Below are 23,317 nucleotides of genomic sequence, written 5' to 3' on the forward strand. Positions count from 1 at the left end.
CCCACGACGACATGACCGAACGCAAAGGCATCATCCTCGCCGGGGGCTCCGGCACCCGCCTGCACCCGGCCACCCTGGCCCTCAGCAAGCAACTGCTGCCGGTGTACGACAAGCCCATGATCTATTACCCGCTGGCCACGCTCATGCTGGCCGGCATCCGCGACATCCTGGTCATCAGCACGCCGCAGGACACGCCGCGCTTCGAGCAGCTGCTGGGCGATGGCGCGCAGTGGGGCATCCGCCTGCAATACGCCGTGCAGCCCAGCCCCGACGGGCTGGCGCAGGCTTTCATCATCGGCGAGCGCTTCGTCGGCGACGCGCCCAGCGCCTTGGTGCTGGGCGACAACATCTTCTACGGCCACGACTTCGAGCCGCTGCTGGCGCGCGCCGACGCTCAAGGCCAGGGCGCCACCGTGTTCGCCTACCCGGTGCACGACCCCGAGCGCTACGGCGTGGTCGAGTTCGACGCCGCCGGCAAGGCCATCAGCATCGAGGAAAAGCCCGCCCAGCCCAAGAGCAGCTACGCCGTCACCGGCCTGTATTTCTACGACCGCCAGGTGGTCGAGATCGCCAAGTCCGTCCGGCCCAGCGCGCGCGGCGAGCTGGAGATCACCGCCGTCAACCACGCCTATCTGCAGCAGGGCCGGCTGAACGTGCAGATCATGCAGCGCGGCTACGCCTGGCTGGACACCGGCACGCACGACAGCCTGCTGGACGCCGGCCAGTTCATCGCCACGCTGGAGCGCCGCCAGGGCCTGAAGATCGCCTGCCCGGAGGAGATCGCCTGGCGCAAGGGCTTCATCGACGCCGCGCAGGTCGAGCGGTTGGCCACGCCGCTGGCCAAGAACGGCTATGGGCAGTACCTGCTGCGGTTGCTCAAGGAAACGCGCCATCCATCCGAGCGAGCCTGAAGTGCCCTCGCCCGCCGTGCCGTTCTTCTCCCCGCGGGGCGCAGCCTTCGGGGTCGATCTGGGCGTCTGCTTGCAGGGCGTGGTCGACAGCGGGTGGTACGTGCTGGGACCGAACGTGCGCGAATTCGAGCAGGCCTTTGCCCGCTACGTCGGCGTCGGCCATGCGGTGGGCGTCGCCAACGGCACCGACGCGCTGGCCCTGGCGCTGCGCGCGCTCGGCATCGGGCCGGGCCAGCGCGTGGCCACCGTGGCCAATGCCGGCTGCTATGCCAGCACCGCCATCGCGCAGGTCGGGGCCGTGCCTTGTTTCGTGGACGTGGATGAGGGCAGTTTGACGCTTTCGCCCGATCGTCTGCGGGCCACGCTGCGGGACGGCCCCGTGGGCGCCGTGATCCTGACCCATCTGTACGGGCGGATGGGCGAGGCCTCGGCCATCGCCGCCCTGTGCCGGCAGGCCGGCGTGCCGCTGATCGAGGACTGCGCCCAGGCCCACGGCGCGGTGCGGGCGGGCCGCCAGGCCGGGGCCTGGGGCGCCGTGGCCTGCTTCAGCTTCTATCCCACCAAGAACCTGGGCGCCCTGGGCGACGGCGGCGCGGTGTTGACCGACGACACCGCGTTGGCCGAACGCCTGCGCGCGCTGCGCCAGTACGGCTGGGCGCGCAAGTACGAGGTGGCGCTGGCGGGTGGCGTCAACAGCCGCCTCGACGAGCTGCAGGCCGCCGTGCTGCTGGCCAAGCTGCCCCGGCTGGACGCCGCCAACGCCGAGCGCCGCGCCATCGCCACGCGCTACGGCGCCGCATTCGCCGACCTGCCGTTGGCCTGCCCGCCGCTGCCGGGCGAGGACGACGTGGCGCACCTCTACGTCGTGCGCACGCCGCGCCGCGCCGAGCTGCAGGCGCACCTGGCCGCGCGCGGCATCGCCAGCGACGTGCACTACCCGGTGCCCGACCATCGGCAGCCCGTGCGTGCCGGGCAGGCGGCGCCCGACCTACCCGTCACCGAAGCGGCGTGCGCCGAGGTGCTGTCGCTGCCCTGCTATCCGGGGCTGACGCCCGCGCAGGCCGAACAGGTGGTCGGCGCCGTGCGCGGCTTCTTCGACCAGGCGCGGCCATGCTGAGCCTGGTCATTCCCGTCTACCGCAACGAGGGCTCGATTCCCGAGCTGCTGGCGGTGCTGCAGGGCCTGCACCAGGCGCTGGCGGGCGCCCTGGAAGTGGTGTTCGTCGTCGATGGCAGCCCTGATCGCTGCCATGACCTGCTGCGCGAGCAATTGCCGCACACCGGCCTGGACGCCACGCTGGTGCTGCTGACGCGCAACTTCGGCGCCTTCGCCGCCGTGCGCACGGGCCTGGCGCATGCGCGCGGCGAGTTCTTCGCCGTGATGGCGGCCGACCTGCAGGAGCCGCCCGAGCTGGTGCTGCGGATGCAGGCCGTGCTGGCGCGCGGCGAGACCGATGTCGTCGTGGCCGAACGCACCCTGCGCCACGACCCGCCCTGGCAGCGCTGGCAGGCGCAACTGTTCTGGTGGTTCTATCGGCGCTACGTCGTGCCCGAGATGCCGCCCGGCGGCGTGGACATCTTCGCCTGCAACCGGGCGTTCCGCGACGCGCTGCTGGGGCTGGAGGAAAGCCGCAGCTCGCTCATCGCGCAGATCTTCTGGCTCGGCTTCCGGCGCGCCAGCGTGCCCTACGTGCGGCAGCCGCGCCGGCATGGCGAATCGGCCTGGACCTGGCGCAAGAAGGTGGCCTACCTGGCCGACAGCGTGTTCGCCTTCACCGACCTGCCGGTGCGCCTGCTCACCCGCGTGGGCGCGCTGGGCCTGCTGGTGGCGACGGCGCTGGCCGCCGTGGTGCTGTTCGGCAGGCTGGCGGGCCTGATCAGTGTGCCCGGCTACGCCATGACGCTGATCGCCATCCTCTTCTTCGGCGCGCTCAACCTCCTGAGCCTGGGCATCGTCGGCACCTACGCCTGGCGTGCCTACGAGAACACCAAGCAGCGCCCGCAGGCCGTGGTCCTGCGCGTGCAGCGCTTCGAGTCTCGATAATCCGCCTGCCATGACCGCCGCCATCCATCCCAGCGCCCAGGTCGCCGCCGCCCGCGTCGGCAGCGGCGTGAGCGTGGGTCCGCTGGCCGCGGTCGGCGCTGGCGCCGAGCTGCAGGATGGCTGCAGGCTGGGCGCGGCGGCCTGCGTCGGCGAGGGCGCCGTCATCGGCGCGGGTGCGACGGTGGGCGAGGGCGCGGTCGTCGCGGCCCGCGTTCGGGTGGGGGCCGGGGCGCGCATCGAGGCGGGCGCGGTGGTCACGCGCCAGGTGCCGCCGCGCGCCGTGGTGCAGGGGCCGGCCGCCACCATCGTGGGCTACGCCGACGCACCGGCGCACCTGCCCGCGCGCGTGGCGCCGGCCGCGCCAGGCGTGGTCGAGAGCGTGGTCAAGGGCGTGCGCTTGCACGTGCTGCGCGAGGTGCAGGACATGCGGGGCGATCTGTGCGCCGCCGAGGTCGGCGGTGACCTGCCCTTCGTCGTGCGCCGCGGCTTCCTGGTCTACAACGTGCCGAACGCCGAGCTGCGCGGCGAACACGCGCACCGCCGCTGCGCGCAATTCCTGATGGCTGTCAAGGGCTCGGTGCGCGTGGTGGTGGACGACGGCGCGCAGCGCGAAGAATTCAGCCTCGACCGGCCTAACCTGGGCCTGTACCTGCCGCCGATGACCTGGGGCATCCAGTACCGCTATGCCGAGGGCGCGGTGCTGCTGGTGCTGGCCTCCGACCCGTACGACCCGGCGGACTACATCCGCGACTACGGTGAGTTCGTGGCGTTGGTGCGCGCGGGGGCCGCCACGTGATCGCGCGCGAAGCCCTGCGCTACCTGCTGGCCGGCGGGGCCAACACCCTGGTGACCTATGTGCTGTATCTGGCCCTGCTGCAGGTGATGCATTACCGCTCGGCCTACGTGCTGGCGTTCATCGTGGGCATCGGCCTGTCCTTCCTGCTGCTGCGCCACATGGTGTTCGCGCGGCCCGGCAAGCGTTTCTCGCTGGCCTACGTCGCGGCCAGCCATGGCTTGCAACTCGGGTTGGGCCTGGCGGTCGTGGAATGCTGGGTCGCCTGGCTGCACGGGCCGGCGTGGCTGGCGCCGGTGGCCGCCGTGCTGGTGAGCGTGCCGGTCATGTTCGTCCTGCAACGCTGGATTTTCACGCCCCATGCGTCGCACTGAAACCCCTCGCCTGCAGCGCTGGCTGCTGCGCGCATGCGTGATCGTGCCGCTGCTGATGCTGGCGGCGAACCTGCTGGCCTGGCTGCGCTGGGGCACCGACCTGCCGATGGTGGACGACTGGCGGGTCTACGATGAGCGCAATGCCCTGTCGCTGGCCCCCGCGCGCCTGTTCGAGGCCATCAACAACACCCTGACTCCCGTTGGCCTGGTGCTGGATGTCCTGGCGCAACGGTGGTTCGGCGGCAATCCGCTGCCCTATCAGACAGTGTCCATGCTGGGCGTGCTGGGCGGCCTGCTGTGGCTGCAGTGGCGTTTGCTGTCCTGGGTGCTGCGGCGCACCGAATGGGCCGCGCTGGCGTTCGCCTTCTCGGTGTTCATGCTGCAGTCGGACACCTATTGGGGAGCGCAGAACCTGGCCTACCACCAGGCGCTGCCCCTGGTCGCGCTGCTGGCGGCGATGAGCCTGACCCTGCGCGGCGGGTGGCCTGCCTTCCCGCGGGTGAGCGCGATTTTCGTGCTGGGTGTGGTGGCGGGCCTGACCTACATCTCAGGCGCGGTCGCGGCTTTCGTCATCGGGGTGGCCTGGACGGGACTGGCATGGCGCCTCGGGCACGAACGAACCGATCCCCTGCTCGTTCGCGTCGCTCACGGCGGGTGGGCTCTGGTCGCGGCGGGCGGCGCCACCAGCGCCCTGCAGATCGTGCTCACGCGAAGGGCGGCGCCGGGCAGCCGGGTGCAGTACATGGGCCTGACCTGGCCCGATCAATCCGATTTCTGGCTCTTCATGGCCGGCAAGCTCGGCCGCAGCAGCGGCGCGGGGTTCGCTTCCCTGGCCTTGGAGGTCGCGTGGGTGGCCTTGCTCATCGCCGTGATCGCGGCCGCCGCCGCGTGGACCGTCGGACGATGCTTTCGCGGCGGCCACCAGCAGGGCGGAGCGGACGTCATGAGGCGCCGCCTGGCGCTGGTATTCCTGCCACTGCTGGCCGCCGTGCTGGCGTACCTGGCACTCGTCAGCCTGGGACGCACCGGCCTGCGGGAAGCCTCCGTTCAAAGTCCCGAAGCGGTGTTCCGGCTGGCGTACCTGCGCTTTCATTTCTTCTGGGCCACGCTGCTCTATCCCTGGCTCGCGGCGACGCTGATCGTGGCGCTGCTATCCGTCCGCGGGCATGCGGGCGCTGTGCGATGGCTCCTGGTCGTCCCGGTCGCCGTGGGGGGGCTCGTTATTCTTGCCGCGCTGCCGCGAGGCGTGTTCAATGTTCAGAAAGCCTACAAGGAAACGTCTCTGTCCCGCATGGAAGAGATCCGCTGCCTGAGCCGGCAGATCGGCACGGGTCATCCGATCGACTGTCCCCTGTTCGTCTTCATGAACATACCGGACGCGACGCGCGCTTATAGATACGGCCTGGATATCCGCGCATCGTTCACGCGCTACTTTCCCATCGTTGAGCGCGAACATCTGGGCGCCGACCTGCTGCGCTGGGACGCCGGGAGCACGCCCTTGCCGGACGTGGAGATGACCGAGACCCAGCCTGCGGACGGCCCCGGTTCCACGCGTCTGCTGGTGAAGTTCAAGCAGGCTGAAGCCGAGTCGGCGCGCTGCTGGATCATGGGAGTGCGGCTTGCGCTGCGGGAGACGGCCGGCGCGAGTGCCATCCGTTTGTTCCATCGGCCGCCCGGCAGCGCGGAGTTCAAGCAGGAATGGTCCGTCCAGAAGAGCCTGGCCAGTGCGGCCACGAGCGAGGCGGAGATCGAGTTCGCATTGGAAAGCAGGTCCGGATTCGCCCCCGTGCTGCGGGTCGATGTCGTGGGGCCGAGCGGGCGCGTCGATTTGTCAAGGCTGCGCGTCGCCTGCCGCTTGCGTTCGGAGCCTTAGGCCCGTTCACGCTCTTCGCAAGACAACGATCCAGCGCCTGGACATGACCTCGAACGCAGGCGGTTCGCTGCTGCATCATCCGCATGCGTCCCGACCGGGCGGTCACTGGAAGTGGAGAGAGCTATGACACAAATTCATCCGACGGCTTTCGTATCGAAAAACGCGACCATTGGTCAAAATGTCCGGATCGGAGCCTTCACGATTGTTCATGACCGTGTCGTTGTCGGCGACAACACGGTCATCGAGAGCCACTGTGAAATCGGCCACCCCACGAAGCTTGCGAACGATCAACCACTGATCATCCGGAATGATTCGCTCATTCGATCGCACAGCATCTTCTATGCGGGCTCGACATTCGGTGAGCGCCTCGTCACCGGTCACCGCGTGACCGTGCGAGAACTTACGCGGGCTGGCAGACATCTTCAGATCGGCACCCTTGGCGACATTCAGGGTCATTGCGAAATCGGCGATTTCACGCGCATGCACAGCAATGTATTTGTCGCGCACGGCACGAAGATCGGAAACTTTGTCTGGGTTTTTCCGTACGTCGTCTTCACCAATGACCCTCATCCTCCCAGCAACCTGTGCATGGGGTCGGAAATCGGTGACTATGCAGCGATTGCCACGATGGCCGTCATCCTTCCAGGTGTCAAAGTCGGGACACACGCGCTGGTCGCCGCACACAGCTGTGTCGGTAAGGATGTCGAGCCGCACACGGTCGTTGGCGGTGTGCCCGCCAGATTCCTGTGCCCGACGAGCAAAATCAAACTGCGTGACGGGACGGGCAATGCGGCCTACCCGTGGCCACGCCAGTTCACGCGGGGCTATCCGGACCAAGTGGTGGCCCGGTGGCGCACCGAATTCCACGTGAACGAGAACCCTTCCCTTGAGTGACACCCCAGAGCATGCAAGCCATTCCCACCGCCATCGCGGACGTTCTTATCCTCGAACCCAAGGTCTTTGGAGACACTCGCGGCTTCTTCATGGAAAGCTACAACCGCCGCACCTTCGCCGCCGCCACGGGGCTGGACATCGACTTCGTGCAGGACAACCACAGCCGCTCCGCCAGGGGCGTGCTCCGCGGCCTGCATTACCAAGTGCGCCAACCCCAGGGCAAGCTGGTGCGCGTGACACAGGGCGCGGTGTTCGACGTGGCGGTCGACGTCCGTCGGGGCTCGACCACCTTCGGGCGCTGGGTGGGCGTCGAACTGACGGCCGACAACCAGCGCCAGCTCTGGCTGCCCGCCGGCATGGCCCACGGCTTCGTCGTGCTCAGCGAATCGGCCGACTTCCTGTACAAGGCCACCGACTACTACGCGCCCGAGCACGAGCGTTGCATCGCCTGGAACGACACCGACATCGGCATCGACTGGCCGCTGGCCGCGCACGGCATCATCGAGCCGCTGCTGTCCGCCAAGGACCGCGCCGGCGTGCCGCTGGCGCGTGCCGAGATCCCGGGCTGACGCGCGGACCGCCAGGCGTGGACATCACGGCATCCATCGTTAGCCATGGGCACGGGACGCAGGTCGAGGCGCTGCTGGCCCGGCTGGCGCAGCCCGGCGGGCACCGTCCGCGGCGCGTCATCGTCACGCTGAACCTGCCCGAACCTGGCCTGACCGTCCGGCTGCGCGCGCGAGATTGGCCATTCGATCTGGACGTGACCGAGAACGCCGCGCCCGCCGGCTTCGGCACCAACCACAACCGCGCCTTCGAACGGGACGGCCGGCACGGCGCCAGCGCGTTCTTCGCCGTGCTCAACCCCGATCTGCGGTGGCGCGCCGAGCCCTGGGGCGCCATGGCGGCCGTGCTCGAAGCCGACCCCCGGGCCGGCGCCGTGTACCCCGTTCAGCTCGACGCCGCGAGCCGCCGGCAGGACCAGGAGCGCCTGCTGCCCACCCCCGCCCGGCTGCTGGCGCGCCACGTGCTGCGCCGGGCGGCCGAGGTTGGCGAAGGTCAGCGGCCCGACTGGGTCAACGCCGCTTTCCTGCTGCTGCGCCGGACCGCCTACGCCGGCATCCACGGCTTCGACGAAGGCTTTCACATGTACTGCGAGGACGTGGACCTGTGCCTGCGGCTGCAACTGGCCGGCTGGCGGCTGGCGCGCGCCGACGGCGCCGTGGTCGAGCACGCGGCCCAGCGCGCCAGCCGGCGCGAGGTCCGGCATCTGCTGTGGCATGCTCGCAGCCTGCTGCGCCTGTGGCGGTCCCCGGTCTGGCGGGCATGGCGGTCCGGTCCGGCCTCAGTTTCCGATTCCTCCGCTTCTCCATGACGTCCTCCGCGCCCCGCTACCAGCGCAATTTTGGTCTCGACGCACTCCGTTCCGTGGCCATCACCGTGGTGTTGATGAACCATGGCTTCATCGGCTTCTTCCTCTCCACCGGCCTTTCCCGGTGGGAGGGCTGGCGCGCGGCGCTGAGCGCCTGCGCCGTGTTCTCGATCGAGTGGCTGTTCGTGCTCAGCGGATTCCTGATCGGATCGATGATGATCCGCAGCTTCGAAGCCCGGGCAGGCTGGTGGGCCAGCGCGCGCGATTTCTGGCTGCGGCGCTGGTTCCGCACCATTCCCAACTACTACCTGTTCCTGGCCATCAATGCCGCGCTGGCGTGGTGGGGCATCGAGGAAGGGCACTTTGCCTGGCCGTTCGCCGTGTTCTCGCAGAACCTGGCCTGGGCCGAGGCCAAGCCGCTGTTCTTCGCCGAGGCCTGGTCGCTGGCGCTGGACGAGTGGTTCTATTTCCTGATGCCCTTGCTGCTGGGCTGCGTCGCCTTCCTGACCCGGCTGGATCGCCGCCACCTGTTCTGGGCCGTGGCCGGGCTGCTCATCCTGCTGCCTTCGGTGCTGCGCAGCCTGATGGCGGTGCCGCCCGCGCACTTTTCGAATGGGACGACCACGTCCGCCGCGTCACCGTCATGCATCTGGACGCCACCGGCTATGGCGTGGCGGCGGCCATCCTCAACCGCTGGCACCCCGCCTGGTGGGGGCGCTGGCAGGGGGGCAAGGCGGTGCTGGGCGCCCTGCTGATGCTGGGCGCGGCGGCCGCCATGTTCTATTTCATGCTCATCGACTGGCGCGGTTTCGCCGGCGGGCGCTTCAACGACCTCGCGCTCATCGTCGCGCCTGGCGTCGGCACGGTGCTGCTGCTGCCGTGGCTCGCCAATCGCCAGGGCGGCGCCGACTGGGTGCGCTGGCTGGCCGGCCGCATCGGCGACTACTCCTACTCGATCTACCTGTGCCACATGCCGCTGATGCTGGCCATGGTGTACGCGCTCAAGGCGCTCGGCGTGGACATCGGCCCCATCGTCGGCTGGGTGGTCCTGGCCTGGGTGGCGCTGGTGCTCAGCCTGTCGGCGCTGGTGTTCCACAGCTTCGAAAAGCCCGTGTCCGATCTGCGCGAGCGCTTCACCCGGCGGGTGCAGGCCGGCCCCTTCGGCGGGCGGGGCGAGGGCTGACCCTGCCCGCAAAGGCCGGCATCTTAGAATCCACGGGCAATTCATTGCCATGACGGAACCCCGATTGACTTCTCCCGACACCCCGGCGCGCCCTGCCAGCCCCTCCGCGCCCACGGTGCATTGGCCCGAATACGGCGAACTGCTGGTGCACGCCGGCAAGCTGACGCCGCGCGACATGGAACGCGCGCTGGCCGCGCAGCGCGAGATGGGCGGCGCGCTCGACGGCGTGCTGGTCAGCCTGGGGCTGGTGTCCGAGATCGACGCCGCCCGCGCATTGGCCGAGCACCTGCGACTGCCCTTCGTGCCGGTCGAAGCCTTCCCTGACGTGTTGCCCGAACTGGGCGGGCTGCTGCCCGAGTTCCTCAAGGCCCACCGCGTGCTGCCGCTGCGCGTGGACGGTGGCAGCCTCGAAGCGGTCATGCGCACGCCGCAGGACGCCTTCGTCGTCAAGGCGCTGCACCTGACCACCGGGCTGCGCGTGCGGCCGGCCGTGGGCCTGGCCTCCGACATCGACAAGGCGCTGCGGCGCCACCTGGACGAGGCCGAGGCCGGCGCGGACGGCGAGGAGGGCGGGGGCGACGCCGAGGGCGACGCCGGCGACTTCGTCGAGCACCTGCGCGACCTCGCCAGCGAGGCGCCGGTCATCCGGCTGGTCAACGCCATCATCGGCCGCGTGATCGAGCTGCGCGCCTCCGACATCCACCTGGAGCCCTTCGACGACGGCCTGCACGTGCGCTACCGCGTGGACGGCGTGCTGCACCCTGGCGAGGTGGTGCCGGCCCAGCAGGGCGCGGCCGTCAGCTCGCGCGTCAAGCTGCTGGCGCACCTGGACATCGCCGAGCGCCGCCTGCCGCAGGACGGCCGCATCAAGACCCGCGTCAAGGGGCGCGAGCTGGATCTGCGCGTGTCCACCGTCCCCACCGTGCATGGCGAGAGCGTGGTCATGCGCGTGCTCGACCGCGCCAGCGTGCGCTTCAGCCTGGAGGACATGGGCTTCGAGAAGGACACCCTGGCCCGCTTCAACCACCTCGTCAGCCGTCCGCACGGCATCCTGCTGGTCACCGGCCCCACCGGCTCGGGCAAGACCACCACGCTCTACGCCGCGCTGGCCAAGCTCGATTCGACGACGCAGAAGATCATCACCGTCGAGGACCCGGTCGAATACCAGCTCGAAGGCATCAACCAGATCCAGGTCCACACCCAGATCAACCTCACCTTCGCCAACGCCCTGCGCTCCATCCTGCGCCAGGACCCGGACATCATCATGATCGGCGAGATGCGCGACGGCGAGACGGCGCAGATCGCCGTGCAGTCGGCGCTCACCGGCCACCTGGTGCTGTCCACCCTGCACACCAACACCGCCGCCAGCGCCGTCGTGCGCATGCAGGACATGGGCGTGGAGCGCTACCTCATCACCTCCACCGTCAACGGCGTGCTGGCCCAGCGCCTGGTGCGGCGCCTGTGCGCGCACTGCAAGGCGCCCGTGCAGCCCCCGCCCGAGCTGCTGCAAAGCTCCGGCCTCGACCGCTTCGTGGCGCCCGGCGCGCCCATCCACGAGGCCCGGGGGTGCGAGCATTGCCGCGGCACCGGTTACCAGGGCCGCACCGGCATCCACGAACTGCTGGTGGTGGACGAGACCATGCGCAGCGCCATCCTCCAGGGCATGGACGCCAGCACGCTGCAGACCATCGCCACCAAGGCCGGCATGTACACCCTGTACGACGACGGCCTGCGCAAGGTGGCGGCCGGTGTGACCAGCCTGGACGAAGTGCTGCGCGTCACCCAGGACCAGAGCGATGCCTGAATTCGCCTGGCGCGCCGCCCAGGCCGACGGGCAACTGGTCGAGGGGCGCGGCGAAGCCGCCGCCGCCGATGCCATGTTGCGCCAGTTGCGCGAGCGTGGTCTGACGCCGATCAAGGTCGAGGACGCCACCCAGGCGCCCGCCGGCGCCTTGCCCGCCGGCCGCGCGCGCCAGCGCCCGGCCAAGGGGCCGGTCAACCGGGTCGACGTGCTGGCCCTGACCTCCGAGCTGTCCATCATGCTGCGCGCCGGCCTCGCGCTGGACAACGCCCTGCGCGTGCTGATCGAGATGAGCGCCAAGCCCAGCGTCCAGCAACTGCTGCAGGGCCTGCTGGAAGACGTCAAGGGCGGCGCGCCCTTCAGCCGCGCGCTGACGGCGCGGCGCGATCTGTTCGGCGACTTCTACATCAACATGGTGCGCTCCGGCGAGGCCAGCGGCCAGATGTCCCAGGTGCTGGAGCGCCTGGTCGCGCACATGGAGCGCATGCGCGCGCTGCGCGAGAGCGTCATCTCCGCCACGCTGTACCCCGCCATCCTGCTGGGCGTGGCGGTGCTGTCGCTGGTGGGCATGCTGGGCTTCGTCGTGCCGCAGTTCGAGCGGCTCTTCGCCGACATGGGCGACGCGCTGCCGCTGCCCACGCGCATCGTCATGACCCTGGGACAGGGGTTCCGGCAGCACGGGCTGGTGCTGGCCATCGCCGCGCTCGTGCTGGGCTGGCTGGCAGCGCGCTGGCTGCGCTCGCCCGGCGGCCGGATTTGGTGGCAAAACCGCGTTTTGTCATTACCGATACTGGGTTCTTTGCTATATAAATATGAGCTAACGCTGTTCTCGCGCTCGCTCGGCACCCTGCTGGGCAACGGCGTGCCGCTGCTCACCGGCCTGCACATCGCCACCGAGACCGTCGGCAACGGCAACCTGCGCGCGGCCCTGGGCAAGATGGCGCCCCTGGTCAAGGAAGGCTCGCGCATGGTCAATGCCATGGCGGCCACCCAGGGTTTTGAACCTTTGGCCATCAATCTGGTCCGAGTGGGCGAGGAAACGGGCCGCATCGGCCCCATGATGACGGAGCTGGCCGAAGTGCTCGACCGCGAGGTCGAGACCGGCATCAAGCGCGCGCTGACGCTGCTGGAGCCGATCCTGATCCTGGTGCTGGGCATGCTGATCGCGGCCATCATCGTTTCCATCCTGCTGGGCATCCTGTCGATCAACGACCTGGCCGGCTGATGGACTGATTTTTTAAGGAAATGCACTCATGAATCGCTGGATCGCACGCCGCTCGCGGCGCCTGGAAGGCCGCCGCGCGGGCCTGGGCTTCACCCTGATCGAAATCCTGGTGGTCATCGCCATCATCGCGCTGCTGGCCGGCCTGGTCGGCCCCGCCGTGATGGACAGGCTGGGCGGCGCCAAGTCCAAGACCGCGGGGATCCAGATCGCCGACCTGGACAAATCGCTCGAACTCTTCAAGCTCGACGTCGGGCGCTATCCCACCAACGCCGAGGGCCTGCAGTCGCTGGTGGCCAGGCCCGGCTCGGCCGGCGGCTGGAACGGCCCCTACCTGAAGGGCGGACTGCCCACCGATCCCTGGGGCAACCCCTACCGCTACGCCAACCCCGGCCCCAATGGCGGCATCGAGATCCTCTCGCTCGGTGCCGACAACGCGCCCGGCGGCGAGGGCGAGAACGCCGACGTCCGCAACGCCCACTGATCGGAGTGCCGGCGGCCCGTCCGCCATGGCCGAGGCGATGAACCTGCGTCCGCACCCCCCGCGCCGCGCGGCGCGCGGCTTCACGCTGCTGGAGCTGCTGGTCGTCTTCGCCCTGATGGCCCTGCTGGTTGCCCTCGTGCCCGTCGCCTTCGGCCGCCTGCACGAATCGGCGCAATACCGCGACACCGTGCGCGCCGTCCTCACCGACATGCGCGCCGCGCGGCAACTGGCGCGAAGCCAGGGCACGGAGACGCGCTTCGCCGTGCACCTGGCGTCGCGCACCTTCGGCGTCGAGGGCGGTGCGCGCCACGAAGTCCCCGAGCCCCTTGCCCTGCGTGCCGTCATGGCGGCCGAGGAAGCGGGCGCCGACGGCAGCCTGTCCATCCGCTTCCTGCCGCGCGGCGGCGCCTCCGGCGGCAGCGTGGACATCGTTCGCCCCTCGGGCAGCGGCGTGCGCCTGCGCGTGGACTGGTTCACCGGCCGTGTCGAGCAGGAGGCCATCGCGCCATGACCGCTCGTCACGCCCGCGGCTTCTCGCTGCTGGAGATCCTGGTCGCCTTCGCCATCATGGCCATCGCGCTGGGCTTGCTCTACCGCGTGATGGGCGGCGACGCGCGGCACGTGGGGCAACTGGTCGGGCGCGAGCGCGCCATGCTGCTGGCCGACTCCCTGCTCGCGGCCCAGCCCGGCGTGCCACCCGAGGGCCTGCACGAGCGAGGCGAGGGCGGCGGCTATGCGTGGCAGATCGACTCGCAGCCCTATGCCGCGCCGGCCGATGCCGTGCTCAAGGCGCCCCGCCTGCACGAGATCCGCGTGACCGTTCAATGGGCCGACGGCACGGCCCTGCGCGAATTCGTGCTGACCAGCCTGCGAGCCCAGACCCTGCCGCCTCGGGGAGGCGGCCTGTGAGAAGCCGCCACGATCGATCGCCGTTGCGCGCCCGGCGCCGGCTCGGCTTCACGCTGATCGAGGTGCTGATCGCCCTGTCGCTGCTCTCGATTCTCATGGTGGTGCTGACCGGCGCCATGCGCGCCATGGGCCAGACCGAAGAGCGGGTGGACCAGCGCATCGCGCAGGCCGAGGACTATCGCCTCGCCTGGCAATTCCTCAACGGCGCGTTCGACCAGGTATCCGCCCGCCGGGTGCGCGTGCTGCAAGCCGCGCTGCCGCCCGAGATGCCCTTCTTCCTCGGCGACGCCGGCGCGGTCCAGTGGATCGGCATCATGCCCGCGCGCTTCGGTGTCGGCGGGCGTCACTACCTGCGCCTGGCCGTCGAAACCGTCGATGGGCAGTCCCGCTGGGTGCTGCGCTACGCGCCCTGGAATGGCGCGGCCACCTTCGATCAATGGGGAGCGGCCGCGGCGCAGCCGCTGGCATCGGCCACGGTCCAACCGCGGCTCAGCTACCGGCATCCCGCCAGTGGCGCCTGGTTGCCCGCCTGGCCGCCCGCGCAGGTCGATCCGCTCACCGTGTCTCGCACCCCCTTGCTGCCCGATGCCGTGCGCATCGATTTCGGCGCCGCCGACGCGCCCTGGCCGCCGATGGTGCTGCCGGTGTCCGCCAACTTCATCAGCGACCCGTCGGCCGTGCGCTCCACCTTTGGCGGGGGCAGCGATTGAGGGCCCCGGCCGTCCGCGCACCGCGCCGCCTGCCCGCCCGGCATGGCGGCGTGGCCCTGGTCGCCGTGCTCTGGATCGTGGCCGCGCTCAGCCTGCTGGCGGCCGGCCTGAGCCAGACCACCCGTGCCCAGATCGACACCGCCTCGGTCCAGCGCGACGCCGCCGTCGGCCAGGCGCTGGGCGACGGCGCCATCCACATCGCGCTGCAGGCGCTGCTGGCCGAAACCCGTCGGCCCCCCGGCGTGCAGACCGCGTCCATCGTCTATCAAGGCGTGGCCATCCAGGTCGAGGCGGCGCCGCTCGACGGGCTCATCTCCCTCAACGGCGCCGACGTCCCGCTGCTGGCCCAGATGCTGCACAACGCCGGCGGCCTGGCACCCGGCGCGGCCGAAGCGCTGGCGCGGCAACTGGTGCAATGGCGCAGCGAGCGTCCACCCGCCGACCCCACCAGCCCGGCCGCGGCCGCCCTCAGCCAGCAGCGCAGGTTCGAAGCCCCCGAGGATCTGATGCTCGTGCCCGGCGTCGACTACACGTTGTACGCCCGCATCGCCCCCCTGGTCAGCGCCGACCTGAGCACCGCCAAGGTCAACGCCCTGGCCGCGCCGCCCGACGTGCTGGCCGCGCTGGCCCCCGGCGATCCCGGACGCATCGCGCGCTTCGCCGCCCAGCGCGCCGCCGGCCAACCCGGCGTGGACAGCAGCTTTCTCGACGGCCGATTCACGACATCGTCCGGGGGGGGCGGCACCGAACTTTACCGGCTGCGCGCCAGCGTCCCTCTGGATGCAGGCAGAATACTGGTCCTCACGCGTGATGTATCTCTTGCCACCGACCCCGTGCACCTTTTGCCGTGGCGCTTTCTGCGCCAGTCGCGGCAGTTGCTTTCCGCGGGTGCTGCTTCCTCATGACGAGGGCGCTGCCCTGATCAACGTTCCACATGGTTGCTCAACTCTCCAGTGACACTCGTCTGCTCGGCCTCGACCTTGCCCGGTGGCCTGCCCAATGGCGCGCGGCCGGGCAATGGCTGCTGGCGCGCCCGGCCCTGCGCGCCCTGGCGCCCGCCGTGCCGGTGCGGCTGGTGGGCCGCGACGGCCAGGCCAGCTACTGGAGCGTGCGCCAGGAACTCGCCACGCGACTGAACGGGCCGTTCCAGTCGCCCGAGGCCGGCGTCGCGGCGGCCGAAATTTCACCTGACGAAGTGCTGGAACGCCACCTGGTGCTCCCCAGCCTGAGCGCCGACGATCTCGCCCAGGCCGTGCGGCTCGAAGTGCTGTCGTCCACGCCCTTCCCTGTCGATCAGACCGTCCATGGCTGGCGCGCCAGGGCGGGCGAGGGCGATCTCATGCAGGTCGATCTGGCCCTCACTTCCCGCCAGCAAGGGCAGGCCGTCCTGCAGCGCGCCGGCCTGGACGAGCAGGCCGAAATCTGGTTGCTGCCCGCCGACGCAGCCACCGCCGCCGCGCCCACCGTGCCGCTGGTGCTGCGCGGCTGGGGCGAAGCCGCGCGCCAGCGCGCCAGCGCCAGCGGCCAGCGCAAGGTGCTGGGATGGATCGCGCTGCTGCTCGTGTTGCTTGCCGCGCTGGCCGTCACACCCACCCTCATGCTGCACCAGCGCGCCGCGCAGGCGCAGGCCGCCCTGCGCGCGCTGCAGCAGAAAGCCGCGCCCCAGCAGGCCCAGCGCGAAACCCTCCTGCGCAGCGCCGAACTGCTGCGCCACGTCGGCGAACTGGCGCGCCAGCAACTGGCCCTGCCGCCCGTCCTCGACATGCTCACCCGTGCCCTGCCCGACGGCGCCTGGCTCAACGCCCTGCAGGTCGATGGCGACAAGGTCGTTGCCATTGGCCAGGCCGACGATGCCGCCGCCCTGGTCAAGCACCTGGCCTCCCAGCCCGGCGTCAGCGGCGTGCGCCTGTCCTCGCCCGCCACCCGCGGGCCGGGCGAAGCCAAGGAGCGCTTCAACATCGAACTCCACGCCGACGCCGCGCGCTACGGCCTGGTGCGCGCCGCCACCGGAGGCATGCCATGATCCGGCGCGCCGCCTTGCGGCCCGAACACGCCTGGCTTCTCATTGCCGCGTGCGTGCTGCTGCTCGTCCTGGGCTGGGGCGTTACCACCGCCGTGCGCGCGCACATCGCGGCAGCCGAGGCCCTCGACGGCGTCAACCCCCGCGTCGCCCGCCTGACCGGCCTGCTGGAGAACGAAGAGCAGCTCCGGCGGGCGCAAGCCGACCTCACCGCCAACCTGGCCCAATTCGTCTACCCCGCCGAACGGGGTGCCGACGACATCGGCAACGACGCCCTGCAGCGCGTGCGCGAACTCGCCACCCAGCGCGGCCTGCGCGTCTCCAGCAGCCAGGCCGCCCAGCCCAAGGAAGACAAGGACACCGGCCTCGACCGCATCGACCTGTCGCTGGCCGTCGAGGGCGACTGGGCTTCCGCGCTCGGCCTGCTGCGCGACCTCTCCGCCGTGCGCCCCGCGGTCTTCACCGGCGTCGCCGGTGTCAGCGCCCAGGGCGCCGGCACGGCTGGCCGCCCCCACGTCGCGACCTTCCGGCTGAGCCTGTTCGTGCTGAGGCAAAGGCCATGAAAAGCAGCGCCTTCACCCCCACCACCGCCCTGATGGCCGGCAGCGCCATGCTGGCGGTGCTGCTGGCCGGCCTGTGGTTCGCGCCCGGCGCGCCCGAGCGCTGGCGCCAGTGGTCCGCGCCCGAGCCCCAGCCCCCCGCCCTCGACGAAGTGCGGCAGGCCCGGCTCGCCTTCAACCCCGCGGCCGGCGCCGCCTATCCCGGCACGGTCGAGCGTCCGCTGTTCATGTCCACCCGCCGGCCGCCGAGCGTCGACAAGGAGCCCGCCGAGCCCGACAAGCCGCCACCCCAGCCCATCGACCAGGCGCGCGTGTTCGGCGTCATCACCGGCCCGGCCCTGACCGGCGTGATGGTCGAATACGAGGGCCAGACCCGATTCGTGCGTCCTGGCGAGGAACTGGGCGGCTGGCGCGTCACCAGCGTCCAGGGTCGCAGCGTCCGCTTCGAACGCAACGCCGAACGGCGCGAGATCGAGGTGCCCCTCGACAGCGCCAGCGCAGCAGCAGCAGCAGCAGCGCCCGCGCAGCGTTCGCCCGCGCGGGCCGTCGGTAGCCCCGACTTCGCCAACCCCGCCGATGCGACCCCGGAAGGCCCACGTCCCAGACGGCGGTCCCGCGTCGTGCCGGCCCCTGGCTGACCGCTCGGGCGGTCCGCCGCCCGAGCCACCTCCTTCCCGGGGTCGCCCCAGGCTCGCCACGAACCACCTGTCCATCGCCTCATGAACATGACCCGCATTTCCCTCACGCTCATCGCCATGGCCGTCCTGGGCCAGCTCACCGGCTGCGCCCAGCAGGCAGGCGCCCTTCAGCAGCCCGCCGGTGACCCGCCCGCCCGCCTGCCGGCGCTCGAAGCCGCTCCGCTCAAGGCTGCCGCCGCGCCGGAGGCGGCCCCCATTTCCCCGGCCTTGGGCGCCGACACGGGCGGGGCAGGGCGCGCCACCGACCCCATCATCATCCGTGGCACCGACCGCATGGTCGCCGGCCCGCGCAACCCCGCCGCGCCCGTCAGCGGCCCCGTCAGCAGCCTCAAGTTCCAGGATGCGCCCGTGGGCGAAGTCGTCAAGGTCATGCTCAACGACATGCTCAAGGTCGATTACGTCGTCCACCCGCCCCTGCAGGGCAGCATCACCCTCAGCACACGCGAAACCGTCCCCGCCGACAAGGCCATGTTCCTGCTGGAGCAGGCCCTGCAGGCCAACGGCATCGTCATCGGGCGCGACGCCCGGGGCACCTACCACGTCGGCACGCCCGAGGCCCTCAACGGCATCGTCAGCGCACCGCAGCTCGCCGGCGACGGGCCGCTGCCGCCCGGCTACGGCGCCGTCATCGTTCCGCTGCAGTACCTCGGCGCCGGCGAGATGGCCAACATCCTCCGGCCCCTGGTCGCCTCCGACGCCATCCTGCGCGTCGACACCGTGCGCAACATCCTCGTCATGCGCGGCACCCGCGCCCAGGCCGAAGGCTGGATGGACCTCGTCAACACCTTCGACGTCAACCTGCTGCGCGGCATGTCCGTCGGCGTGTTCCCGCTCAAGCACACCTCCGCCGCCGACGTCGAGGCCGCGCTGCGCATGATGTCCGGCGGCGCCACCTCGGGCGGGGCCGGCGCCGCCATCGCCGGCGCGGCCACGCCTGGCCGCGCCGCGCCCGCCCAGGGCGCCCGGCCCGGCGCCGCCGGCCAGGCTGCCACCGCGGCGGCCGGCCAAGGGGCGGCGCCGGCCAGCCTGGGCGAGAACAGCCCGCTGTTCGGCGCCCTGCGCGTCATGCCCATCGAGCGCATCAACGCCGTCATGGTCGTCACCCCCCGCGCCGCCTACCTCGACGAAGTGCGCTACTGGATCGAGCAGTTCGACCGCCCCAACCTCAACAGCGCCGAACCCCAGCTCTTCGTCTACAAGATCAAGAACGGCTCCTCCAGCCACCTGGCCGAACTGCTCAACGGCATCTACGGCGGCGGCGTCATCCAGCAGCCCGGCGCCACCGGCGCCACGGGCATCGCGCCCGGCCTGACGGGCGTCGCCGGCAGCAACACCAACATCAACAACAGCTACGCCAGCCAGTTCGGCGCCAACCGCAACCAGCGCGCCGGCCTGGGCGGCAACGCCTTCGGGGGCGGCGGCTTCGGCAACTCGGGGCTCGGCGGTTCCGGCTTCGGCAACACCGGCGGCTTCGGCGCGGGCTCCAGCGGCGGCTTTGGCGGCCTCGGGCAGGGCGTCAACCAGCAGGGCGGGCAGCAAGGCCCCAACGTCGTCACCACCATGCTCGGCCAGACCGTGCGCGTCATGGCCGACCGCATCAACAACACCCTGCTCATCCACGCCACCCCGGCCGAGTACGAGCGCATCGAATCCACCCTCAAGCGCCTGGACATCCAGCGCGCGCAGATCGTCATCGAAGCCTCCATCATCGAAGTCACCCTGGGCGACGGCCTCGAGTACGGCCTGCAATGGACCTTCAACGGCGGCGTCGGCGGCGGCCGCGGCGGCCAGGGCGTGCTGGGGCCGCTGTCCGACGCGCGCGGCCTCGCGCCCCCTCCCCCGCCCGGCGGCGCCAACACCAACGCCTTCACCTACACCCTGCGCAACGCCGCCGGCAGCATCTCCGCCGTGCTCACCGCGCTGGCCAACAAGTCGCTCGTCAAGGTCATGTCCAGCCCCTCGCTCATGGTGCTCGACAACCACACCGCCGCCATCCAGGTGGGCACCCAGCAGCCCGTCAACACCGGCACCACCATCAGCGGCACCAACAACTTCCAGACCACCAACATCCAGTACAAGGACACCGGCGTCATGCTCGGCGTCACCCCCTCGGTCAGCGCCGGCGATCTCGTCACGCTGGACATCGACCAGACCGTCACCGACCTCGGCCTCGACTCCAGCTCGGCCGCCACCGCCGGCTACCCCACCTTCCTGCAGCGGCAGATCAACTCCAAGGTCGCCGTCCGCTCGGGCGAAACCCTGGTGCTCGGCGGTCTCATCAAGGACAAGACCGACAGCGGCAAGGCCGGCCTGCCCCTGCTGTCGTCCATTCCCGTCGTCGGCGCGCTGTTCGGCCGCCACCGGGACACCGCCGAGCGCACCGAGCTGCTCGTCATCCTGACCCCGCGCGTGCTGCGCTCCGACGAGGACGCCCGCGCCATCAGCCGCGAGCTGCGCGACCGCATGCGCGGCATCACCCTGAGCCTGGGCGCCCAATCCGCGCTCCCGGCCGGTCAACCCTGAACCCGGCCTTCCCGGCCCTCATCCGTTTTCGATCCCAAGGAGCCTCCTGCATGTCCATCGCCTTCCAATCCCGGGCGCCGCGCCGCGCCATGTTCGCCACCGCGCTGGCCGGCGCCGTCCTCTGGTTGGCCGGCTGCGCCTCGCTCCAGCCCAAGACCACCGAGGACGTCGTGCGCCAGCGTGCCGAGGAACGCTGGGCCGCCCTGATCGACGCCCAATTCCCCAAGGCCTGGCAATACACCCAGCCCGGCTTCCGCGCCATCGTCAAGCAGGTCGACTACGCCAAACGCTTCGGTGCCGGCGCCCGGTGGGATGGCGTGCAGGTGCACGAGGTCACCTGCGAGGCCGAGCGGTGCGCAGTCCGCGTGCGCCTCTCCATGACCATGCTGACGCCGCCCTTCATCGGCCAGAAAATCGTCAACCTCGTCGACGAAACCTGGGTCCGCGAAGACGGCCAGTGGTGGTTCTACCAGGCCTTGTGATCCCGGGCGGTCCTTCTTATGGAGGATTGAAACCTGCCACACCTCCGTGTTAGCATCTTTACCGCATTTCCAAGGATTCATCTCCAAGGATTCGCTTGGGTCTTGCAACATTTTCTTCAATGGAGTCATAGCTATGAAAAAGAGCATTCTGTCGCTGAGCGCAGCAATTGCCCTGGGCGGCCTGGGGCTTGCCAGCACGGCCCACGCGGTTGTCGCGCTGGGTGTTCCGGGCGCCAACCTTGGCGGCACGCCGCCCGCCGGGGGTCTGGTGATTCACCCCGCCGGCACGGGCCACATGCTGATCGGGCCGTACTTCACGACCCAGGGCAACATGGGTTCGCTGTTCAACATCACCAACACCGACACGGTCAACGGCAAGGTGGTGAAGGTTCGCTTCCGCGGGGCCAGCGGCTCTGACGAACTGCTGGACTTCACGGTGTTCCTGTCGCCCGGCGACGTGTGGAGCGGATCGCTGGCGCGCAACGCTGCTGGCCGCACCGTGCTGAGCACCGACGACAAATCGTGCACCCTGCCCGAAGCCGGTGCGCCCAACCAGTGGCCTGGCGTGTTCAAGACCCTGCGCCTGCCCCAGCTCAATGACGAGAGCAAGGTGAACGCGCTGACCCGAGAAGGCTACTTCGAGGTGTACAACATGGCCGACGTCCCTGCGCAAAGCAAGGGCCCGTTCGGCTCGGCCCCCAACCCGCTGTACACGGCCATCAAGCACAAGGCAGGCGTTGCGCCGTGCACGGCCGACGTGCTGGACGTGCTGAAGTCGGTCCAGGTGCTGACCACCGCCTCCGACGCGCTGGCCGTGGGCCTGGACAGCCCCACGGGCAAGCTGATGGGCTCGTGGGCGGTGCTGAACACCGAACAGATCGCCGTGTACGGTGGCGAGCAGACCGCCATTCTGGCCACCTCCGGCCGACTGGGCGTCAACGGCGTCGCGCCCGAAGGTGCGGGCCTGATCAACTACTCGCCCCAGATGACCGGCGACGTGCCTTACCAGACCGTGGTGAACTTCACCTCCGATCCGCTGCTGATCGTGCCGCCCAACCAGTTCCCCGGCCTGGGCATCATCGCTCAGTGGTGGGATCTGCCCGACCTGTCCACGCCGTACATCGTGGGTGATGACCCGCAAGACCAGGCGGAGAGGCTGTCCGACGCCCTGGCCAAGGAATTCATCATGAACGACTACGTGGCCACGGCCGCGGGCGCTGGTGGAGTGGCCTGGATGACGGACTGGGTGGTGTCGCAGCCGACGCGCCGCTACCACGCTGCGGTGCTGTACGACTCGCTGTCGCCGCTCACCAACGGCAGCCCGGTGATTCTGCCGGACTTCTTCGGCGACATGGGCTTGTGGGGGTTGATCAACCCCCGAGCCCGTACACCGGCCGTCTGGTGCTGAACCGCAACGCTGGCGGCTACGGCCCGATGGCGTGCCTGCGTCCAATCCTCACGCTCTGGGATCGTGAAGAGACGGGTGGCTGGACGGGCGGCTTCTCGCCTGGCGAGGGTCAAGCGTGCGGTGAAGTGTTCACGCTGCAGTTCGGCACCAGCTCGGTGCTGCAAGCGGCGGTGACGGCGCACAGCGTGACGCACCCGCTGCCGGGCGTGGCGGGCTGGGCCAAGCTGCAGATGAGCCAGAACACGGGCACGGGTTCCGGGTCTCCAACGGCCATCCACCCGGTGCCGGTGGTGGGCTTCGCGGCCACCTCGATCAAGGCTGGCAACGGCAACTACGGCCTGACCATCCCGCATCGCTGGACCGGCGCCGTTGTGATGGAGCTGCCCCCCACCCCAGGGATGGAGCTGCCCCCCATCCCAGGAGGCTAAATCGACTCCATCGGCCTGATGGTCGATGGCGAGCGAATTCAAGAAGGGCGGGGCAACCCCGCCCTTTTTTCATGGGGCCGTCTTGATGCAAAGAAACGACAGTCGAACGGGGCGATGCCGTGTTCGCCGAGCCGGGATTGAAAGCCCCGGCAAGCCCTGTTAGCATCTTCACCGCATTTCCAAGATTCGCTTGGGTCTTGCAACATTTTCTTCAATGGAGTCATAGCTATGAAAAAGAGCATTCTGTCGCTGAGCGCAGCAATTGCCCTGGGCGGCCTGGGGCTTGCCAGCACGGCCCACGCGGTTGTCGCGCTGGGTGTTCGGGCGCCAACCCTGGCGGCACGCCGCCCGCCGGGGGTCTGGTGATTCACCCCGCCGGCACGGGCCACATGCTGATCGGGCCGTACTTCACGACCCAGGGCAACATGGGTTCGCTGTTCAACATCACCAACACCGACACGGTCAACGGCAAGGTGGTGAAGGTTCGCTTCCGCCGGGGCCAGCGGCTCTGACGAACTGCTGGACTTCACGGTGTTCCTGTCGCCCGGCGACGTGTGGAGCGGATCGCTGGCGCGCAACGCTGCTGGCCGCACCGTGCTGAGCACCGACGACAAATCGTGCACCCTGCC

The 23,317-nt window shown here is 70.1% G+C and carries 27 protein-coding genes; all 27 read left to right on the top strand.

The genetic code is table 11. From position 1 onward, the window contains the following. Positions 1–11: 11 nt before the first annotated feature. Entirely contained in the window at positions 12–911 is a 900-nt protein-coding gene (gene rfbA, locus IPG65_RS00430) for a glucose-1-phosphate thymidylyltransferase RfbA (protein ID WP_293187314.1), read from the top strand. Position 912: 1 nt separating this feature from the next. Further along, complete coding sequence (locus tag IPG65_RS00435) at positions 913–2,028, top strand: DegT/DnrJ/EryC1/StrS aminotransferase family protein (RefSeq protein ID WP_293187315.1); 1,116 nt, start codon at positions 913–915, stop codon at positions 2,026–2,028. Further along, a complete protein-coding gene (locus tag IPG65_RS00440; protein ID WP_293187316.1) occupies positions 2,022–2,954 on the top strand; it encodes a glycosyltransferase family 2 protein in 933 nt (310 codons plus the stop codon). The genes IPG65_RS00435 and IPG65_RS00440 overlap by 7 nt, the downstream gene beginning before the upstream one ends. A 10-nt stretch (positions 2,955–2,964) precedes the next feature. Then, a complete protein-coding gene (locus IPG65_RS00445; RefSeq protein ID WP_293187317.1) occupies positions 2,965–3,750 on the top strand; it encodes a WxcM-like domain-containing protein in 786 nt (261 codons plus the stop codon). Then, positions 3,747–4,121, top strand: a complete 375-nt coding sequence (locus tag IPG65_RS00450) for a GtrA family protein (RefSeq protein WP_293187318.1) — start codon at positions 3,747–3,749, stop codon at positions 4,119–4,121. The genes IPG65_RS00445 and IPG65_RS00450 overlap by 4 nt, the downstream gene beginning before the upstream one ends. After that, positions 4,108–5,994, top strand: coding sequence for a hypothetical protein (locus tag IPG65_RS00455; protein WP_293187319.1), 1,887 nt, complete (start codon positions 4,108–4,110; stop codon positions 5,992–5,994). The genes IPG65_RS00450 and IPG65_RS00455 overlap by 14 nt, the downstream gene beginning before the upstream one ends. A 123-nt stretch (positions 5,995–6,117) precedes the next feature. After that, the gene (locus tag IPG65_RS00460) at positions 6,118–6,888 is read left to right on the top strand and encodes an acyltransferase (protein ID WP_293187320.1); all 771 of its coding nucleotides are present in this window, start codon (positions 6,118–6,120) and stop codon (positions 6,886–6,888) included. 11 nt (positions 6,889–6,899) lie between these two features. Further along, positions 6,900–7,457 (top strand): dTDP-4-dehydrorhamnose 3,5-epimerase, encoded by a 558-nt coding sequence (gene rfbC, locus IPG65_RS00465; protein WP_293187321.1) that lies wholly within the window; start codon positions 6,900–6,902, stop codon positions 7,455–7,457. 17 nt (positions 7,458–7,474) lie between these two features. Continuing rightward, on the top strand, positions 7,475–8,263 hold the full coding sequence (locus tag IPG65_RS00470) for a glycosyltransferase family 2 protein (protein WP_293187322.1): 789 nt from the start codon (positions 7,475–7,477) through the stop codon (positions 8,261–8,263). Next, entirely contained in the window at positions 8,260–9,015 is a 756-nt protein-coding gene (locus IPG65_RS00475; protein ID WP_293187323.1) for an acyltransferase family protein, read from the top strand. Before IPG65_RS00470 ends, IPG65_RS00475 begins: the two co-directional genes overlap by 4 nt. Continuing rightward, on the top strand, positions 8,904–9,443 hold the full coding sequence (locus tag IPG65_RS00480; protein WP_293187325.1) for an acyltransferase family protein: 540 nt from the start codon (positions 8,904–8,906) through the stop codon (positions 9,441–9,443). Before IPG65_RS00475 ends, IPG65_RS00480 begins: the two co-directional genes overlap by 112 nt. Positions 9,444–9,492: 49 nt before the next feature. Then, positions 9,493–11,247: a type II secretion system ATPase GspE gene (gspE, locus tag IPG65_RS00485; protein WP_293187327.1), complete on the top strand. Its 1,755-nt coding sequence runs from the start codon at positions 9,493–9,495 to the stop codon at positions 11,245–11,247. Continuing rightward, entirely contained in the window at positions 11,240–12,469 is a 1,230-nt protein-coding gene (locus IPG65_RS00490) for a type II secretion system F family protein (RefSeq protein WP_293187329.1), read from the top strand. Before gspE ends, IPG65_RS00490 begins: the two co-directional genes overlap by 8 nt. A gap of 28 nt (positions 12,470–12,497) precedes the next feature. Then, positions 12,498–12,950 carry a type II secretion system major pseudopilin GspG gene (gene gspG / locus IPG65_RS00495; RefSeq protein WP_293187331.1) on the top strand — a complete coding sequence of 151 codons (453 nt, stop codon included), beginning with the start codon at positions 12,498–12,500 and terminating at the stop codon, positions 12,948–12,950. 25 nt (positions 12,951–12,975) lie between these two features. After that, on the top strand, positions 12,976–13,461 hold the full coding sequence (locus IPG65_RS00500; RefSeq protein ID WP_293187333.1) for a type II secretion system protein: 486 nt from the start codon (positions 12,976–12,978) through the stop codon (positions 13,459–13,461). Then, positions 13,458–13,859: a prepilin-type N-terminal cleavage/methylation domain-containing protein gene (locus tag IPG65_RS00505; RefSeq protein WP_293187335.1), complete on the top strand. Its 402-nt coding sequence runs from the start codon at positions 13,458–13,460 to the stop codon at positions 13,857–13,859. Before IPG65_RS00500 ends, IPG65_RS00505 begins: the two co-directional genes overlap by 4 nt. 23 nt (positions 13,860–13,882) lie before the next feature. Beyond that, positions 13,883–14,569, top strand: a complete 687-nt coding sequence (locus IPG65_RS00510; RefSeq protein WP_293187337.1) for a prepilin-type N-terminal cleavage/methylation domain-containing protein — start codon at positions 13,883–13,885, stop codon at positions 14,567–14,569. Between the two features lie 50 nt (positions 14,570–14,619). Beyond that, a complete protein-coding gene (locus tag IPG65_RS00515) occupies positions 14,620–15,474 on the top strand; it encodes a type II secretion system protein GspK (RefSeq protein ID WP_293187338.1) in 855 nt (284 codons plus the stop codon). A 29-nt stretch (positions 15,475–15,503) separates the two neighbouring features. Then, complete coding sequence (locus tag IPG65_RS00520; RefSeq protein WP_293187339.1) at positions 15,504–16,592, top strand: PilN domain-containing protein; 1,089 nt, start codon at positions 15,504–15,506, stop codon at positions 16,590–16,592. Beyond that, complete coding sequence (locus tag IPG65_RS00525; protein ID WP_293187340.1) at positions 16,589–17,152, top strand: GspMb/PilO family protein; 564 nt, start codon at positions 16,589–16,591, stop codon at positions 17,150–17,152. Before IPG65_RS00520 ends, IPG65_RS00525 begins: the two co-directional genes overlap by 4 nt. Then, positions 17,149–17,787, top strand: a complete 639-nt coding sequence (locus tag IPG65_RS00530) for a hypothetical protein (RefSeq protein WP_293187341.1) — start codon at positions 17,149–17,151, stop codon at positions 17,785–17,787. Before IPG65_RS00525 ends, IPG65_RS00530 begins: the two co-directional genes overlap by 4 nt. A gap of 81 nt (positions 17,788–17,868) precedes the next feature. After that, positions 17,869–20,370, top strand: a complete 2,502-nt coding sequence (gene gspD, locus IPG65_RS00535; RefSeq protein WP_293187342.1) for a type II secretion system secretin GspD — start codon at positions 17,869–17,871, stop codon at positions 20,368–20,370. Between the two features lie 50 nt (positions 20,371–20,420). Beyond that, entirely contained in the window at positions 20,421–20,852 is a 432-nt protein-coding gene (locus IPG65_RS00540; protein WP_293187344.1) for a hypothetical protein, read from the top strand. 133 nt (positions 20,853–20,985) lie between these two features. Beyond that, positions 20,986–22,260 (top strand): cell surface protein, encoded by a 1,275-nt coding sequence (locus IPG65_RS00545; RefSeq protein ID WP_293187346.1) that lies wholly within the window; start codon positions 20,986–20,988, stop codon positions 22,258–22,260. After that, on the top strand, positions 22,254–22,688 hold the full coding sequence (locus IPG65_RS00550) for a hypothetical protein (protein WP_293187348.1): 435 nt from the start codon (positions 22,254–22,256) through the stop codon (positions 22,686–22,688). Before IPG65_RS00545 ends, IPG65_RS00550 begins: the two co-directional genes overlap by 7 nt. Positions 22,689–22,916: 228 nt before the next feature. After that, positions 22,917–23,054, top strand: a complete 138-nt coding sequence (locus IPG65_RS00555) for a hypothetical protein (protein WP_293187350.1) — start codon at positions 22,917–22,919, stop codon at positions 23,052–23,054. Further along, complete coding sequence (locus IPG65_RS00560; protein ID WP_293187351.1) at positions 23,051–23,200, top strand: hypothetical protein; 150 nt, start codon at positions 23,051–23,053, stop codon at positions 23,198–23,200. Before IPG65_RS00555 ends, IPG65_RS00560 begins: the two co-directional genes overlap by 4 nt. Positions 23,201–23,317: the final 117 nt, after the last annotated feature.

Origin of the sequence: Ottowia sp. (assembly GCF_016703145.1) — a bacterium.
Lineage (GTDB): Bacteria > Pseudomonadota > Gammaproteobacteria > Burkholderiales > Burkholderiaceae_C > Ottowia.

Coding starts and splice junctions, on each gene's coding strand:
- IPG65_RS00445 (WP_293187317.1), top strand. CDS start 2,965: ATGACCGCCGCCATCCATCCCAGCGCCCAGGTCGCCGCCGCCCGCGTC.
- gspE (WP_293187327.1), top strand. CDS start 9,493: ATGACGGAACCCCGATTGACTTCTCCCGACACCCCGGCGCGCCCTGCC.
- IPG65_RS00440 (WP_293187316.1), top strand. CDS start 2,022: ATGCTGAGCCTGGTCATTCCCGTCTACCGCAACGAGGGCTCGATTCCC.
- IPG65_RS00460 (WP_293187320.1), top strand. CDS start 6,118: ATGACACAAATTCATCCGACGGCTTTCGTATCGAAAAACGCGACCATT.
- IPG65_RS00520 (WP_293187339.1), top strand. CDS start 15,504: ATGGTTGCTCAACTCTCCAGTGACACTCGTCTGCTCGGCCTCGACCTT.
- IPG65_RS00540 (WP_293187344.1), top strand. CDS start 20,421: ATGTCCATCGCCTTCCAATCCCGGGCGCCGCGCCGCGCCATGTTCGCC.
- IPG65_RS00490 (WP_293187329.1), top strand. CDS start 11,240: ATGCCTGAATTCGCCTGGCGCGCCGCCCAGGCCGACGGGCAACTGGTC.
- rfbC (WP_293187321.1), top strand. CDS start 6,900: ATGCAAGCCATTCCCACCGCCATCGCGGACGTTCTTATCCTCGAACCC.
- IPG65_RS00455 (WP_293187319.1), top strand. CDS start 4,108: ATGCGTCGCACTGAAACCCCTCGCCTGCAGCGCTGGCTGCTGCGCGCA.
- IPG65_RS00500 (WP_293187333.1), top strand. CDS start 12,976: ATGGCCGAGGCGATGAACCTGCGTCCGCACCCCCCGCGCCGCGCGGCG.
- IPG65_RS00530 (WP_293187341.1), top strand. CDS start 17,149: ATGAAAAGCAGCGCCTTCACCCCCACCACCGCCCTGATGGCCGGCAGC.
- rfbA (WP_293187314.1), top strand. CDS start 12: ATGACCGAACGCAAAGGCATCATCCTCGCCGGGGGCTCCGGCACCCGC.
- IPG65_RS00555 (WP_293187350.1), top strand. CDS start 22,917: ATGAAAAAGAGCATTCTGTCGCTGAGCGCAGCAATTGCCCTGGGCGGC.
- IPG65_RS00480 (WP_293187325.1), top strand. CDS start 8,904: ATGCATCTGGACGCCACCGGCTATGGCGTGGCGGCGGCCATCCTCAAC.
- gspD (WP_293187342.1), top strand. CDS start 17,869: ATGAACATGACCCGCATTTCCCTCACGCTCATCGCCATGGCCGTCCTG.
- IPG65_RS00475 (WP_293187323.1), top strand. CDS start 8,260: ATGACGTCCTCCGCGCCCCGCTACCAGCGCAATTTTGGTCTCGACGCA.
- IPG65_RS00505 (WP_293187335.1), top strand. CDS start 13,458: ATGACCGCTCGTCACGCCCGCGGCTTCTCGCTGCTGGAGATCCTGGTC.
- IPG65_RS00545 (WP_293187346.1), top strand. CDS start 20,986: ATGAAAAAGAGCATTCTGTCGCTGAGCGCAGCAATTGCCCTGGGCGGC.
- gspG (WP_293187331.1), top strand. CDS start 12,498: ATGAATCGCTGGATCGCACGCCGCTCGCGGCGCCTGGAAGGCCGCCGC.
- IPG65_RS00525 (WP_293187340.1), top strand. CDS start 16,589: ATGATCCGGCGCGCCGCCTTGCGGCCCGAACACGCCTGGCTTCTCATT.